At 71.0% G+C, this 14,783-nt stretch carries 15 protein-coding genes; 3 read left to right on the top strand and 12 right to left on the bottom strand.

Annotated elements, in window-relative coordinates; genetic code table 11:
* Positions 1 to 4: 4 nt before the first annotated feature.
* The gene (locus tag V1351_RS07065; protein ID WP_338752077.1) at positions 5 to 2,011 is read right to left on the bottom strand and encodes an APC family permease; all 2,007 of its coding nucleotides are present in this window, start codon (positions 2,009 to 2,011) and stop codon (positions 5 to 7) included.
* A gap of 44 nt (positions 2,012 to 2,055) precedes the next feature.
* Between V1351_RS07065 and V1351_RS07060 the strand changes: the two genes are divergently transcribed.
* Entirely contained in the window at positions 2,056 to 2,721 is a 666-nt protein-coding gene (locus tag V1351_RS07060; RefSeq protein ID WP_338752075.1) for a potassium channel family protein, read from the top strand.
* A gap of 2 nt (positions 2,722 to 2,723) precedes the next feature.
* On the top strand, positions 2,724 to 3,410 hold the full coding sequence (locus V1351_RS07055) for a potassium channel family protein (RefSeq protein ID WP_338752074.1): 687 nt from the start codon (positions 2,724 to 2,726) through the stop codon (positions 3,408 to 3,410).
* A 12-nt stretch (positions 3,411 to 3,422) separates the two neighbouring features.
* Here V1351_RS07055 and V1351_RS07050 read toward each other — a convergent pair whose 3' ends face one another.
* From V1351_RS07050 to V1351_RS07020, 7 genes are all read right to left on the bottom strand, one after another.
* Positions 3,423 to 4,151, bottom strand: a complete 729-nt coding sequence (locus tag V1351_RS07050; protein ID WP_338752073.1) for a DUF3159 domain-containing protein — start codon at positions 4,149 to 4,151, stop codon at positions 3,423 to 3,425.
* A complete protein-coding gene (locus V1351_RS07045) occupies positions 4,144 to 4,506 on the bottom strand; it encodes an OB-fold nucleic acid binding domain-containing protein (RefSeq protein WP_338752072.1) in 363 nt (120 codons plus the stop codon). The genes V1351_RS07050 and V1351_RS07045 overlap by 8 nt, the downstream gene beginning before the upstream one ends.
* Complete coding sequence (locus tag V1351_RS07040) at positions 4,506 to 5,279, bottom strand: DUF3710 domain-containing protein (protein ID WP_338752070.1); 774 nt, start codon at positions 5,277 to 5,279, stop codon at positions 4,506 to 4,508. Before V1351_RS07040 ends, V1351_RS07045 begins: the two co-directional genes overlap by 1 nt.
* A complete protein-coding gene (dut, locus tag V1351_RS07035; protein WP_338752068.1) occupies positions 5,276 to 5,755 on the bottom strand; it encodes a dUTP diphosphatase in 480 nt (159 codons plus the stop codon). Before dut ends, V1351_RS07040 begins: the two co-directional genes overlap by 4 nt.
* Positions 5,756 to 5,758: 3 nt before the next feature.
* On the bottom strand, positions 5,759 to 6,058 hold the full coding sequence (locus V1351_RS07030) for a DUF4193 domain-containing protein (RefSeq protein WP_185989791.1): 300 nt from the start codon (positions 6,056 to 6,058) through the stop codon (positions 5,759 to 5,761).
* A 129-nt stretch (positions 6,059 to 6,187) separates the two neighbouring features.
* Complete coding sequence (locus V1351_RS07025; protein ID WP_338752064.1) at positions 6,188 to 7,051, bottom strand: inositol monophosphatase family protein; 864 nt, start codon at positions 7,049 to 7,051, stop codon at positions 6,188 to 6,190.
* Between the two features lies 1 nt (position 7,052).
* Positions 7,053 to 8,162 carry a ferrochelatase gene (locus V1351_RS07020; RefSeq protein WP_338752062.1) on the bottom strand — a complete coding sequence of 370 codons (1,110 nt, stop codon included), beginning with the start codon at positions 8,160 to 8,162 and terminating at the stop codon, positions 7,053 to 7,055.
* Positions 8,163 to 8,254: 92 nt separating this feature from the next.
* Between V1351_RS07020 and sepH the strand changes: the two genes are divergently transcribed.
* A complete protein-coding gene (sepH, locus tag V1351_RS07015) occupies positions 8,255 to 9,541 on the top strand; it encodes a septation protein SepH (protein WP_338752060.1) in 1,287 nt (428 codons plus the stop codon).
* Positions 9,542 to 9,590: 49 nt separating this feature from the next.
* Here the strand turns inward: sepH and V1351_RS07010 are convergent, their stop codons facing one another.
* The 4 genes from V1351_RS07010 to V1351_RS06995 are packed head-to-tail and all read right to left on the bottom strand — an operon-like array spanning position 9,591 to position 14,750.
* Entirely contained in the window at positions 9,591 to 10,271 is a 681-nt protein-coding gene (locus V1351_RS07010) for a thymidine kinase (protein WP_338752058.1), read from the bottom strand.
* A 1-nt stretch (position 10,272) separates the two neighbouring features.
* Positions 10,273 to 11,433, bottom strand: coding sequence for an alkaline phosphatase family protein (locus tag V1351_RS07005; protein WP_338752056.1), 1,161 nt, complete (start codon positions 11,431 to 11,433; stop codon positions 10,273 to 10,275).
* 8 nt (positions 11,434 to 11,441) lie between these two features.
* Positions 11,442 to 12,053 carry a DUF5998 family protein gene (locus tag V1351_RS07000; RefSeq protein WP_338752054.1) on the bottom strand — a complete coding sequence of 204 codons (612 nt, stop codon included), beginning with the start codon at positions 12,051 to 12,053 and terminating at the stop codon, positions 11,442 to 11,444.
* Between the two features lie 12 nt (positions 12,054 to 12,065).
* Positions 12,066 to 14,750 (bottom strand): GNAT family N-acetyltransferase, encoded by a 2,685-nt coding sequence (locus tag V1351_RS06995; protein WP_338752052.1) that lies wholly within the window; start codon positions 14,748 to 14,750, stop codon positions 12,066 to 12,068.
* Between the last annotated feature and the right edge of the window lie 33 nt (positions 14,751 to 14,783).

Below are 14,783 nucleotides of genomic sequence, written 5' to 3'. Positions count from 1 at the left end.
TCGCTCAAACCCCTCCGCGTCTCACGTCACCGGCTGCCGGGCGGTTCAGCTTCTCCTCGGCTCCCTCGGAACTGGCCAGCTGCCACGGCACCGAGGAGACCATCACTCCCGGGGTGAAGATCAGTCGGCTGCGCAGCCGCAGCGCCGACTGGTTGTGCAGCGCCTGCTCCCACCAGTGTCCGAGGACGTACTGGGGGATGTACACGACGACCAGGTCGCGTGGGTTGCCCGAACGAATCGACTTCACGTGCTGCACCACCGGTCTGGTGGCGTCCCGGTAGGGCGAGTCGAGCGCGGTGAGCGGCACCGGGATCCCCCGTCGGTCCCACTCGGCCTGCAGGGCGGCCGTTCGCTCGTGGTCGACGTCGACGGTGATCGCCTCGAGGCTGGAGGGGCGTGTGGCCTTGGCGTAGGCCAGCGCCCGCAAGGTCGGTTTGTGGATGGTGTTGACCATGACGATGGCGTGGACGCGGGAGGGCAGCAGGCTCTGTGAGGTGTCCCCCTCGGGGACGGACAGCTCCTCACCGATCTTCTCGTAGTGGTGGTTGATTCCGCGCATCAGCAGGTAGAACGCCGCTATCGCGGCGATGGCGAAACCGGCACCCTCGGCGAACTTCGTGACCACGACCACGAGCAGCACGACGCCCGAGAGGACGGCACCGACGATGTTCAGCGCTCGACGCCGCAGCATCTGCCTCCGGGAGCGCCTGTCCTCCTCCACCGCGAGGTGGCGGTTCCAGTGCCGGACCATGCCTGCCTGGCTCACGGTGAAGGAGACGAAGACACCCACGATGTACAGCTGGATCAGCCGGGTGACGCTCGCGTCGTAGACGGTGATGAGCAGGGCCGCCGCCCCGGCGAGCAGCAGGATCCCGTTGGAGAAGGTCAACCGGTCACCGCGGGTGTGCAGCTGGCTCGGCAGGTACCCGTCCCGGGCGAGGATCGATCCGAGCACGGGAAATCCGTTGAAGGCGGTGTTTGCCGCCAGCACGAGGATCAGTCCGGTGACGACGGCCACGAGGAACACACCGGCGGGGAAGCCGTCGAAGACCGCGTGCGAGACCTGCCCCATGATCGTGTGCTGCACGTAGGCCCCGCCGACCGGCTCGCCGTCGCGCAGCAGCTGGGTCGCAGGATCCTGGGCTATCTGGACGCCGGTCCAGCGAGCGAGCGCGATCATCGCCACGAAGAGGGTGACCGCGGCGGCGCCCATGAGAACCAGCGTCGCGGCGGCGTTGCGGCTCTTCGGCTGTCGGAAGGCGGGGACGCCGTTGCTGATCGCCTGCACGCCGGTCAGGGCGGCACACCCGGAGGAGAAGGCACGCAGCACCAGGAAGGCCATCGCCAGGGTGCCCAGCTGCTCGAACCCGGGCTCCGGTGCGAGCGTCAGCTGCGCACTCTCTGCCTGCGGCAGGGTGCCGGTGGTGCGCCGCACGATCGCGACGAGAGCCATCCCGAGCACGGTGAGCATGAAGAGGTAGGTGGGGATGGCGAAGGTGCGTCCGGACTCGCGCACGCCGCGCAGGTTGACTGCGGTGAGCGCCCCGATGAGGACCAGTCCCGCGAGGACCTCATGTCCTTCGAGGAAGCCGAAGGCCGCGGCGGCGTTCTGCACCCCGGATGAGATCGAGACGGCGACGGTGAGCACGTAGTCGACGATCAGCGCACTGGCGACCATCACCCCCGCACGCGGGCCGAGGTTGGTGCTGGCGATCTCGTAGTCACCGCCCCCGGAGGGGTAGGCGTGCACGTTCTGGCGGTAGCTGGCCACGACCACGACCATGACCACGACGACCGCGAGCGCAACCGGCCACGACTTCGTCACGGCGAGGGCACCCCCGGCGAGACCGAGCGTCAGGAGGATCTCGTCCGGCGCGTAGGCCACCGAGCTCAATGTGTCGCTGGCGAAGACCGGCAGCGCGATGCGCTTCGGGAGCAGCGTCTCGCCGAGTCGGTCGCTGCGCTTGGCCCGACCGACGAGGACACGCTTGAGAAGTTGTGCTGAAGACACCCGGCGAGTGTAGGCCGCAGTCGGGTGGAGAGTAACGTCGTCGTGTGCACTTCGTGATCATGGGCTGTGGCCGGGTCGGTGCGTCGTTGGCCCGCTCCCTGGAGGGGATGGGTCACGACGTCGCCGTCGTCGACCAGAACCCCGCCTCCTTCCAGCGCCTGGGCGCCGATTTCACCGGCCGGCGCGTCGCCGGCGTGGGCTTCGACCGGGACACCCTGCTCAAGGCGGGTGTCACGGAGGCCCACGCCCTCGCAGCGGTCTCCAGCGGCGACAACTCCAACATCCTCGCCGCGCGCGTCGCCCGCGAGACCTTCGGCGTCCAGCGCGTCGTCGCCCGCATCTACGACCCGGACCGGGCGCAGGTCTACCAGCGCCTGGGGATCCCGACGGTCGCCACCGTCCGGTGGACGGCCGACCAGATGTTGCGTCGTCTGCTGCCCCAGGGCATGGCCAGCGAGATGGCCGATGCGTCCGGACGGATCATCATCGCCGAGATGGCGGTCGACGAGAGCTGGGTGGGCGTGACCCTGACCCGGGTCGAGGAGCTGACCGGGGCGCGGGTGGCCTACCTGACCCGCCTCGGTGAGGGCATCCTGCCGGGCCCGCAGACCGTCCACCAGGACGGGGATCTGCTCCACCTGGTCATCGAGCAGCCTCGCCTGGACGAGGTGGAGCGGATCCTCGACAGTCCGCCCCCGAGGGAGAGCTGACCATGCGCGTCATCATCGTCGGAGCCGGCTCCGTGGGCATGTCCATCGCCCAGGAGCTGCTCATCAACGAGCACGAGGTGCTCTTCATCGACAGGGCGACGACGGACGAGCGGATGTCCCGGCTCCCGCGTGCCGACTGGCTCGTCGGCGATGCCTGCGAGATCGCCACCTTGCAGGAAGCCGAGCTGCAGACCGGCGACGTCGTGGTCGCCGCGACCGGCGACGACAAGGCCAACCTGGTCGTCTCCCTGCTGGCCAAGACCGAGTTCGGCATCCCCCGCACGGTCGCCCGGGTGAACAACCCGAAGAACGAGTGGATGTTCGACGAGTCCTGGGGGGTGGACGTCGCGGTGTCCACGCCGCGCCTGATGACCGCACTCGTCGAGGAGGCCGTCAGCGTGGGCGACCTCGTGCGCATCTTCGACTTCCAGCAGGGCAGCGCGTCGATGGCGGGCATCACCCTCCCGCCGGACAACCCCAACGTCGGTCGACGGGTCGGCGACATCGACTTCCCCGAGGACACACTCCTCGTCGGCATCATCCGCGATGCCCGGCCGATCGGTCCGAGCGCCGACGACGCGCTCGAGGCCCAGGACGAGCTGCTCTTCCTCACCACGACCGAGTCAGAGCCCCGCCTCGAGGCGATGATGCGCCCCGGTCTGCCCGCCCGGCACCACAGCAGCGAGTGAGCGCGAAGGGGGTCACTCCCCCGGGGTGGCCGGCTCCCGCCCGAGGTCGGACGGGTGGACCAACGCGTCACCGGGGTCGATCGGCGTGTGGCCCTTGAGCAGCATCGCGCCCATGACCGCGACGGCGGCGGCCCACAGCGGCCACCCGAGCAGGACCTTGGTGATCGTCAGGCCGGCGATGTGGTCGGCCAGGTAGAGCGGCCCCATGACGCCGACGCGGATGGCGTAGACGGCCACCATGACGAGCGTCAGTCGACTGCACACGGCCACCGCCGCGGGGTTGCGACGCCACCGGAACCAGTCACCCTCGGCCACCGCCTGCTGATCGACCGCACCGACCATCAGGCCGACGACCGGCCATCGGGCGAGCACCGACACGATCGAGCCGACGAGCCAGACGAGCGAGGTCAGGATCCCGGGCAGGAAGGCGTCCTCGGCCTGCCCTGAGCGCAGGGCGAAGAAGGCGGCGAGTGCGGTGGCGATGACCGAGCTGAGGACGAATTGCAGCGTCTGCCGCTGCACGATGCGGGCCAGCGCCAGGACGAGCGTCAGACCGGCGGCAGCGCCCAGGGAGAGGGTGCGGTCCTTCGTCGTCGCCCACACGATGACGAAGGCGAGCATCGGCATGGTCGTCTCGAGGGACCCGCGCACGCCGCCGAGGGCCTCACCGAGTCGCCGGCGGATCAGGGCCTCGACGGTGGGCTGATCGGGCTCCGGTGGTGGGCCGACAGCGTCAGCCACGGGGCATCAGCTCGTAGGCCGGGTTGTAGATCGTCGGCACACCACCCGGCCGACACAGCAGGCCGTGCACCTTCACATAGGCGCCGGGCTCGATGCCGGCGATGCGTCGACGGCCCAACCAGACCAGCTGGATGGCCAGGGAGCCGTCGTCGAGCGTCGCGACCAGCGCCGGGACGGTCGCCCGCGGCCGCAGGGTGACGGCGGCAATGGCGCCGGCGACGGTGACGATCTCGCGGTCGGTGTCCGGTTGGACCGGTCGGCACCCGTGGGCGCTCGCTGCCTCCCGCAGCTCTCCCGCGGCGACGTCGTCGTCGGAGCGACCGAGGTCGACCAGCCGTCGCAGGAGGGTGGTCATCAGCGGACCTCGGTGATCTCGGGGCCTCGCTCGAAGGGCCGGAGGTCATCGTCGGCAGGAGCGTCCTCGTCGGTCCCGGTCGAACCCTGCTCCGCGGTGGCGGGCATCGTCAGCGGCAGCATCTCGCGGGGCGCGCGGGGCTCCTCACCGCGGGTGACCACGATCGAGCGCACGCACTCGTCGAACGCGGCACGCGCCGATTCGTCGATCGCAGGGGCACCCGAGTAGACCGCACGCAGGAACCACCGGGGCCCGTCGACCCCCGCGAAGACGGCCGGCGCGAAGACGGTGCGTCCCTGCGGCCCGGTCTGGGCGAGTCGGGTATGCAGCTCGGTCCCGAAGACGCCATCGGTCTCCTCGACGGTGCCCCCGTTGCCGGAGATCATCTCGCTGATCTCGCCGCGGATCTCGTCCCAGATCCCGCTCGAGCGGGGTGCCGCGAAGACCTGCACCTGGACGTTGCCGTCATCGTTGCCCATCTGCAGCCCGGACACGTCGTTGGTCTTGGCGTCCAACTCGAGGCGCAGCTCCATGCCGGGTGCAGGTCGCACGTGCACGCACCCGAGGTCGACCAGCGACTCCAGGTCGTCGACATCGACGCTGTCCCGCGGACCGTCGACGGCACGCGTCTGCCCGACGGTGTCGGCAGGGGTCTCCGGCAGGTGCCGGGAGGCACCGGCCGTGCCCGGCTCGTCCACCTGGGACGACTGCGTCTGCGGGCTCTCGTTCGCCGTGTCCTGCGAGACCTGCTTCTTCTTCCGGCCGAACATCATCCTCGTCCTGTCGTCGACACGGGGCCGAAGCCCCCGCTGGATCCATGTCCAGTGTCCCCCCGGTCACTGGGTGGAAGCGAATCCACCGGGAGGAACTCCCCTTCGCCCACCTCCTGCAGCACCAGCTGCGCGATCCGGTCCCCGACGCGGATGGTGAAGGGATCACGCGGGTCCAGGTTGACCAGGTTGACCCGGATCTCCCCCCGGTACCCCGAGTCCACGGTCCCCGGCGCATTGACGAGCGAGATGCCGTGCCGGCTTGCGAGACCGGATCGTGGGTGGACCAGCCCGACCCATCCCCGGGGCAGCGCGAGGCTGACCCCGGTGGGCACGAGGACGCGCTCGCCCGGAGCGAGGACCACCTCGGCCACCGAGGTCAGGTCCGCGCCCGCATCGCCGTCCTTGGCGTAGGTGGGCAGGACGGCGTCCCGGTGCACCAGGTGCACCGGGACGCGAGGTCGCGGGGTGTCAGGCACCGGTCAGGCAGCACACTCGGTGCAGACCGGTCCGTTCTTCCCGTCCTCGGCCAGTTGGCTGCGGTGGTGCACGAGAAAACAACTCGTACAGGTGAACTCGTCCGCCTGGCGGGGAACCACCCGCACCGACATCTCCTCGCCGGAGAGGTCGGCACCGGGCAACTCGAAGCCCTCGGCCATCTCCGTCTCGTCGACATCGACGTTGGACGAGCTCGCGTCTCCGCGTCGGGTCTTCAACTCCTCGATGGAGTCCTCGGACAGATCGTCGTCGGACTTGCGGGGAGCGTCGTAGTCAGTCGCCATTTCTCCTGGATCCTTGGGGTTAGCAGGGCTGGAACCGTGGTGCGCCGTTGACAACGCAACAACTGCCGAATTTGTGCCCGGCGCGCCGGATTGTGCCCCATCTACCCGTCAGGCGCCAGCCTGAACCGCTCAGTGGTCCTTTTCCTGACCGACGCGGGCCACCACCCGGCCGAGCAGGGCACGCAGGTCGGCGTGGTTGCCGAGCCCGCCGGCAACGGTCATCGTCGCGCCCGGGTGGCCGCCCTCGAGGTCGGTGACCACTCCCCCTGCCTCCGTGACGACCAGCCAACCGGCCGCCAGGTCCCAGGGGTTGAGACCGCGCTCGTAGTAGACGTCGAGGCTCCCGTCAGCGACCCGGCACAGGTCCAGGGCCGCGCTGCCGAGGCGCCGGATGTCCCGCACGTGCGGCAGCACCTCGGCGACGACCGCGCCCTGCCAGCGGCGGCGGTCGGCGTCATAGCCGAAGCCGGTCCCACACAGGGACACCCCGAGCGGGGCGTCCTCCACGCGCAGGCGGCGGCGAGGACCGGCACCCACGGTTCGGTGCGCCCCGGCGTCGAGGGCCGCGGTGAAGCACTCCTGCGACAACGGGTTGACCACCGCCGCCGCCACGGGACGCCACGTCCCGGGCGTGCTCGGGTCACCGACGACTGCGGCGACCGAGACCGCGTAGGCCGGGATGTCGTAGAGGTAGTTCACGGTCCCGTCGATGGGGTCGACGACCCAGGAGATGCCCGAGGTGCCGGCCCGGCCACCGCGCTCCTCCCCGTGGAAGCCGTCGTCGGGTCTCAGCTCGCCCAGGCGGGTCAGCAGCAGGTCCTGGCTGCGCTGGTCCATGACCGTGACGATGTCGGTGTCCGACGTCTTGGTCTCGGCCACCCCGAGATCGCGGGGACGCTCGTCGAGGATGAGCCGACCGGCCTCGAGCGCGACCCGCTCGGCGATCTCGCTGAGCGCGACCGGGTCGATCGCAGGGGGCACGGGAATGTCCACGTCAGTCCATCCCACACAGGGCCGGCGCGGCGGTCCGCAGGTTGGGGCAGCACCCGACGGGACACACCGAGGGGTGGGAGTCCAGGTCGCGCCACGTGGCCCGCACCGGTTCCTCGCCCCTCGCCTCCGCCGCACGCTCGAGCAGCAGGTCGGCCAGACCGGCCACGAAGGCCGGGTCCGCACCCGGTGTCGTCACCCTCGTCATGCCGAGTCCGACCTCGGCGGCGGTCTCCGCGGCCTCGACGTCGAGGTCGTGGACGACCTCCATGTGGTCGGAGACGAAGCCGAGGGGAACCACCACCACGTGCTGGATCCCCTCGTCCACGAGTTCGCGCATCCGGTCGTTGACGTCCGGCTCCAGCCACGGTGTGTGGGGCGAGCCCGATCGGGAGCAGAAGGCCAGGCCGCCCGAGAGGTCCGTGCCGAGCACGGTGTCGACCTCTGCCAGGATCGCCGCCGCCGTCTCGGCCTGGTCGGCGGAGTACGCCCGGCCATCGCTGTCACCGGGCCCGGACGTCTCGTCCATCGCGTCGGGGATGGAGTGCGTGACGAAGAGCAGCGCGACGTGCTCCGCCCCGACCCGCTCCACCGCATCGCGGGCCGCGGCCAGCGTGTCGCGGGCGAAGATGCCGGCGAAACCGGGGTGCTCGCCGAAGGGACGCACCTTGTCCAGGGCCAGCCCGGGGAAGCCCTCGGCCGCATCCGCGAGGCCCTCGCGGTACTGGCGGCACGAGGAGTAGCTGCGCCAGGCGCTCGTGGCGATGACGACGACCCGGCTCGCCCCCTTCGCCACCAACTCGCCCAGCGAGTCCCTGACGAAGGGGGCGGAGTTGCGGTTGCCCAGCACCACGGGAAGGGAGTGGCCCCGCTCCTCGAGCTCGGCGGTCAGGTCGGCCACGAGTCGCCGGTTGAGCGCGGGCAACGGGCTGACCCCACCGACGCGGTGGTAGTGCTCCCCCACCTCGATCAGGCGTTCGTCGGGCACCCCGCGTCCGGCGGTGACCCGACGGAGGAAGGGCAGCACCTCGTCGGGCCCCTCCGGTCCGCCGAAGGACTGCAGGAGGACCGCGTCGTACGGGTGCAGGGCGTGCACGTCATCCGGGCTGGGCATGGACCCAAGGTATCCCGGCGGCGTGTGCGTTCCCTGATCGGGCACGACAGGTGGCAGAGTCGTGCCGAGGACGACTGACGAGAGGGATCTTGATGCGCGACCTGCGACTCATCGGGGTACACGATGACGGTGAGCACCTCGTGGTGACCGACGACTCCACGGGCGAGGAGTACCGTCTGCGGATCGACGAGCCCTTGCGCGCCGCCGCCCGTCGGGACCGTCCGCGGCTCGGGCAGCTGCAGATCGCCATCGACAACAACGTGCGCCCCCGCGAGGTGCAGGCGATGATCCGTGCCGGCGCGACCGCCGACGAGGTCTCCGCACGCACCGGATGGGACCTGGACAAGATCGCCCGGTTCGAGGGACCGGTGCTCGCCGAGCGCGAGCACGTGGCCGAGCGGGCCCGGGCCGTGCGCATGCGGGGCACCAACGCCAACGGGGACCCGGAGACCCTCGCTGACCGGGCCAGGGCCCGGTTCGCCGGTCGCGGCGTCGAGAACTCGTCCGTCCAGTGGGACGCCCGCCGCAACGAGGAGGGCCAGTGGACCGTCTCCGCCTCCTTCACCGCCGGCGGACGGGAGCGCAACGCCACCTGGTGGTTCGACGTACCCGGGATGAGCGTCGTCGCCAGGAACGACGAGGCGAAGTGGCTCTCCGAGGCCGACGCGCCCGAGGGCCCCGTCCCCACCGCCGTCCACCGACCGACCGCGGTCTTCGACGTCGAGGTCGAGGAGTCCCGGGCCGAGCGGGCCCACCGCGCAGACCCGGACGAGCTCATCGCCTCCATGCGTGAGCACTCCGGCGCCCGTCGTCGGCGCAGGGGTGGTCGCAAGCGCGATCGCACCGCCGACGCCCCGGAACCGGACAACGCGCTGCCCTTCGAGACGGACGACGAGCGTCCACCCGCAGCCCGCGGGCCGCATGCGAAGGACGTCGCGGCCAAGAACGCGGGTGCACCGGTCGCGCCGAGCCCGACGCCGGCCCCGCAGGAGCCCGACGAGGCCGGTGGGGCCGAGGGGGCCGAGGGGGCCGAGGAGCCCACCGGCTCGTCGGCACCGACGGCACCGACCGAGGCCGCGCAGGACGACGTGGCCCCCGGGTCGGGGGCGCCGGACTCCACCGAGGAGACGGCGTCCGCCGCGCAGACGGACCACGACACGGCACAGGAACCGACCAAGTCCGGTGGGTCCTCCATCGACGGCGAACCGTCGGTGGAGGACGAGACGGACCGGGGCGCGGACACGCCCTCCGCTGACGAGACCGAGGAGGAGGGCTCATCCGGCACGAAGAAGTCGACGTCGGATCGCGGCCGCAACCGCAAGGGTCGCGCGAGCGTGCCGAGTTGGGACGACGTGATGTTCGGGACCACCCGGGACTGACCACGAAGGGGGTCCCGGCCCCCTTCGTGCCGGTGGCCGATCGCCCGGGTCAGGTCGACGGCGGGACCGGGCAGGCGTTCAGGTCGAAGGGCAGCACGTCGGCCGAGAGCGCTGCCGCGTGGGCGGCGGTGGAGCTCATCCGGCGCATGTGGTGGCGGCGGCAGAGCACCTCGTACTCGACCTCGCCCTGCTCCACCGGTTCCGCGGTGTCGCCGATGACGACCTGCTCGCCCTCGACGACCATGGCACCGCCGACGACGCGGGCGTTGTGCGTGGCCCGCCGCCCGCACCAGCACAGCGCTGCCACCTGCAGCACCTGCGTGCTGTCGGCGAGCTCGATCAGGCGCCGGCTGCCCGGGAAGAGCTCGGTGCGGAAGTCGCTGGTGATGCCGAAGGCGAAGACCTCGATGTCCAGCTCATCGACGATCCGCGCCAGCTGCTCGACCTGCTCCGGGGTGTAGAACTGCGCCTCGTCGCAGATGAGGTAGTCCACACGGGCCCCGGCGCTCAGCTGCGCGACGACCGTGTCCCAGAAATCGAGGTCCTCCCCCACCTCGACCGCCGGGGTGGACAGCCCCAGCCGCGAGGACAGACGTGCCTCGCCCGAGCGGTCCAGCCGCGTGAAGATCACGCCGACGAGGCCACGGGCCCGATGGTTGTGGTCCATCTGGAGGGCCAGGGTCGACTTGCCGCAGTCCATCGTCCCGGCGAAGAAGCACAACTGGGCCACGTCAGGACTCCCGTGCCGGCAGTTCCAGCCACGGGATGGCGACCTCCTCGGCCGTGATCGAGCCGTGCACCCCGATCAGGCCGCGCAGCAGCGGACGGTGGCGGCGGGAGTCGACGACCGCGACCGGACCGGTCATGGCGGCGATGACGTCCCCGATGCGCGGGCGAACCCCGTCGGTCACCGGACCGAACCAGCCCGCCTCGATGGCCTGCTCCCCCGTGATGACGTGCGCGTCGTCGCCCAGACGCGATCGCCAGGCGGAGAGCACGTCCTGCAGGGCCCCGTCCTCGACGTGGAGCTGGAGGCAGCGGGGCTCGCCGGAGACGTGCCGCACCCCGGCATCGAGGTCCGGCTCCTCGGCGATGTCCGGACGGGCGTCCAGGGGTACGTCGACCATGCCGTGGTCGGCCGTGATGTGCAGCGAGGTGTCGGGCGGCAGGAGGTTGGCCAACCGCGCCAGCTGCGCATCGACCTCCTCCAGCTCCTCGCCCCACTGCCACGAGTCGCTGCCGTGGACGTGGCCGATCTTGTCGACGTCACCCCAGTAGAGGTAGACCAGCGATCGTGGCACCGCCCGGACCGCGGTGACCGTCGCGTCGACGCGCTCGGCGAGGGACCGGGCTGCGATGAAAGCCCCACCACGCAGAGCCGCATTGGTCAGTCCCGACCCGTCGAAATACCCCGGACCGATACGGGTGACGGCGATCCCGGCGTCCTGCGCCGCCTCGAACACCGTCGGGTGCGGCTGCCACCGGTGCGGCTCGGGGCCGTCCTCCCAGGACAGCTCGTTGAAGACGGTGTCGGTCCCGGGGTCGTAGGCCTCGTAGCCGACGAGTCCGTGCACACCGGTCAGCGTGCCGGTGCCGAAGCTGCCCATCGACGTCGCGGTCGTCGAGGGGAAGCCGCAGTCCAGCTGCACGGCCCGCTGCGGGTCCTGCAGCAGGCGCCGAAGGAAGGGGGCGTGCCCACCACGGCGGGCCAGCAGCTGCGCCCCGAGCCCGTCGACGAGCACGACGACGGTCCGACGGGCCGGCGCGAGGGGCCGGTCTCCCGCCTTCGCCAGGTCGGGGACGCCCAGGCTCGTGGCGACGGACGGGAGCACCCGGTCCAGGCGTGGGGTCGTCGGCAGGAGCGGGACTGGCTGCGCGCCGTGGTGGCTCATCGTCGTGCTCAGCGGCCGATGCTCGAGGACAGGTCGCGGGCGAACTCGATCGCCCGGTCCAGGGCCGCCCGGCCCTCGGCTTCGGCGCTGATGCGCAGACCGATGTCGTCGGCCGCGATGGTGCCCTCGTAGCCGTGGTCGCCCCCTTCGCAGTCGGGGTCATTGCACTGGCCGGGCAGCAGGTCGACCCGACTGACCGCTCCCCAGCCGATCGTCAGGGTCATCTCGCGGCCGAGGGAGCCCGGGACGTACTCCGAGGGGTTCTCGGTGACGTGGGTGAGCATCACGCCCCGCACGGCGGACAACGGGATGCACTCCGTCGTCGCCGTCGCCACCTCCCGCGAGGTGTCGGTGACCATGTGATCAACGAAGTCGTCGGCGTGCGCGATGACCAGACGGGTGTCCGTGCGTACCAGGACCGTGATGTGGCGGCGCACCGAGTCCTGGTCGAAGGTCGTCTCCTGGTGGACGAGGTGGCTGCGCACCTCCTCCCGGCCGACCGCGGCCTTGACGACGTCGGCCACGAGCGCCGGGTAGTACCCCGCCCGCTCGATGTCGGCGGTGAGGTCGTCAGGCAGGGTGATCGCCGTGAGGTCGGCTGGAACGGACATGTCCGCCATTGTGCCCCAGCCTCAGGTCATGCTCCGGGCGCCGGGGTCGGTGCGACGCCGCGCCGGCGCGATGATGATCTCCGCACCGAGGACGGTCGCGCCGTCCGGGTGCGCGATGACCGGGTTGAGCTCGACCGAGGACAACTCCAGGAAGTCGTCCGACATCAGCGACAGGCGACCGAGGATGTCCTCGAGCGCAGCCCGGTCGACCGGGGCCGACCCCCGGTGTCCGTGCAGCAGCGGCGCCGACTTGATCTCGTCGAGGAGCTCACCCACGTCGATGTCGGTCAGCGGCGGGATCCGGTAGGCGACGTCGTCGAGCATCGTCGTCGGAGCGCCGGCGATGCTGAAGGAGACCACCGGCCCGAAGAGCGGGTCCTCGACCGTCGAGAGCACGGTGGAGACGCCGGGGCCGGCCATCCGCTGCACGACGAAGTAGTTGGCGTCGATCGGCGCCAGACGCCGGTCCATCGTCTCGAAGGCGGCCCGCACGGCGATCTCGTCGTGCAGGTCCACCCGGATGCCCTCGAGCACCGCCTGGCCACGCACGAGCGGCGAGAGGGACTTGACGACAACGGGGTACCCGACCTCGTTGGCGGCTGCGACGGCCTCGTCGGCGGTGGCCACCTCGTGGCGGGGCCACACCTCGATCCCGTAGCCCGCGAGCAGCTCCTGGGCCTCACCGGTCGTCAGCGCACGCCCCTCGGGGTCCTCCTGCAGGATCCGGTCGAGCAGGGCCCGCACGGCCCACCGGTCGATCCCCTCGCGCACCACGGTCTCGCCCTTGTCCTTCTCGCGCCACTGCCCGTAGTTGGTGGCCGCGGCGAGTGCGCGGATGGCCTCCTCGGGCATCGGGTAGAGCGGGATCGCCTGCCGTGGCTGGCCCTCCGCGACCTCGCCCCACTCGTGGGCGAAGTAGGCGTTGTCGCTGCCGGTGTCGACACCGCGCATCCCGAGCAGAGTGGCGACGCACGGCTTGTCCGAGCGTGAGGCGGCATGGCGAAGGGCGTCGACCACCTCCTGGTCCAGGGCACCGACCGGAGGGATGAAGCAGGTGATGACCGAGTCCACCTCCGGGTCGTCGAAGGCAGCGTCGACGGCCTCGCGGAACTCCTGGGCGGACGCCTCGGTACGCACGGCCGTGGGCCCGTGGACGACCTCGAGACCACGAGCGGTCGCGTTGTCCGCGGACAGCGCAGCCAGCTGGCTGGAGTTGCCGACGACCGCGACGCGTCGACCCCTGGGCAGCGGCTGGTGGACGAGCAGCTGGGCCACGTCGAACATCTGGTGCACGTTCTCGCAACGGATGACGCCCGCCTGGTCGAGCATCGCGGTGAAGGCGTGCGGCTTGACCTTCGGCTGGCGCACCCGGTGACCGGGTGGCACACCGTAGCTGGCCGAGGAGGCCTTGACGACGATGACCGGCTTGTTGGTGGCCAGGTGGCGGGCGATCCGGGAGAACTTGCGCGGGTTGCCCATCGACTCCAGGTAGAGCCCGACGGCGTGGGTGCGCTCGTCGTCGACCCAGTACTGCATCAGGTCGTTGCCGGAGACGTCGACGCGGTTGCCCGCGGAGGCGAAGACGGAGATGCCCAGGTTGCGACGGGCGGCCGAGTCGAGGTTGGCGATCGCCAGGGCACCGCTCTGCGAGAACAGCCCGAGGTAGCCCTTGTGCGGGATCGTCGGGGTCAGGGTCGCGTTGAGACTGACCGACGGATCGTTGTTGATCAGGCCGAAGGAGTTGGGACCGACGACGCGCATCCCGTGCGAGCGCGCCAGGCGCAGCACCTCGTGCTGCAGGCGGGTGCCCTCCTCGCCGACCTCGGCGAAGCCGGAGGAGATGATCACCAGGGTCCTCACCCTCGCCGCGGCGCAGTCGGTCACGACGGAGAGGACCTCCTCCGCCGGGACGGCGATGACCGCGAGCTCGGCACCGTCGGGCAGGTCCCGCACGGTGCGCACCGCCTCCAGGCCCAGGACGGAGTCCGCGCTCGGGTTGACCGCGTGCACCTGCCCGGTGAACTGGCCCCCGATGATGTGCTTGAGCACCTGGTGACCGATGGCCCGCTCACGGCGGCTGGCGCCGATCACGGCCACCGACCCCGGGTGCAGCATGGCCCGGACGCTCTGCGCCTCCGCGCGGTGCTCGCGGGCAAAGCGCACCGAGAGCGACTCGGCCGTCGGCTCGATGTCGAAGTGCAGGGAGACGACGCCGTCCTCGATGTGGCGGCGGACCTGGTAGCCGGCCTCGGCGAAGACCGACAGCATCTTGCGGTTGTGCGGCAGCACCTCGGCCTCGAACGCCGCGATGTCGCGGTGGTGGGCCAGTGCGGCCAGGTGCTCGAGCAGCACCGAGCCGACGCCTTTGCCGTGGTAGTGGTCGGAGATGTTGAAGGCGACCTCGGCGCTGTGCTCACTGACCCGGTCGTATCGTCCGATGCCGATGATCTCGTCGCGGATCGTCGCCACGAGAGCCATCCGGTCGTGGTAGTCCACCTCGGTGAACCGCTTGATGTCCCGGTCGCTGAGGTTGCGCATCGGGGCGAAGAAGCGCAGGTAGATCGACTCGTCGGACTGCCCGGCGTGGAAGCGTCGGACGCCCTCCGCGTCCGAGGGCTTGATGGGTCGCAGCCTGCAGACCGAGCCGTCCCGCAGGACCACGTCGGCCTCCGCCAGTACCGGGTATCCCGGCGGGAGCTCAGTCATGCGCTCAATCCTGCCAGATGTGGCGTCGACCGG

Source organism: Janibacter sp. A1S7, assembly GCF_037198315.1.
GTDB lineage: Bacteria > Actinomycetota > Actinomycetes > Actinomycetales > Dermatophilaceae > Janibacter > Janibacter alittae.
This window is presented reverse-complemented; position numbering and strand designations above follow the sequence as displayed.

Bases quoted from the DNA above. Each gene is read 5' to 3' on its own strand.
- V1351_RS07040 (WP_338752070.1), bottom strand. From the start codon at position 5,279: ATGATGTTCGGCCGGAAGAAGAAGCAGGTCTCGCAGGACACGGCGAAC.
- V1351_RS07045 (WP_338752072.1), bottom strand. From the start codon at position 4,506: ATGACCACCCTCCTGCGACGGCTGGTCGACCTCGGTCGCTCCGACGAC.
- V1351_RS07020 (WP_338752062.1), bottom strand. From the start codon at position 8,162: ATGCCCAGCCCGGATGACGTGCACGCCCTGCACCCGTACGACGCGGTC.
- V1351_RS07055 (WP_338752074.1), top strand. From the start codon at position 2,724: ATGCGCGTCATCATCGTCGGAGCCGGCTCCGTGGGCATGTCCATCGCC.
- V1351_RS06995 (WP_338752052.1), bottom strand. From the start codon at position 14,750: ATGACTGAGCTCCCGCCGGGATACCCGGTACTGGCGGAGGCCGACGTG.
- V1351_RS07030 (WP_185989791.1), bottom strand. From the start codon at position 6,058: ATGGCGACTGACTACGACGCTCCCCGCAAGTCCGACGACGATCTGTCC.
- sepH (WP_338752060.1), top strand. From the start codon at position 8,255: ATGCGCGACCTGCGACTCATCGGGGTACACGATGACGGTGAGCACCTC.
- V1351_RS07000 (WP_338752054.1), bottom strand. From the start codon at position 12,053: ATGGCGGACATGTCCGTTCCAGCCGACCTCACGGCGATCACCCTGCCT.
- V1351_RS07005 (WP_338752056.1), bottom strand. From the start codon at position 11,433: ATGAGCCACCACGGCGCGCAGCCAGTCCCGCTCCTGCCGACGACCCCA.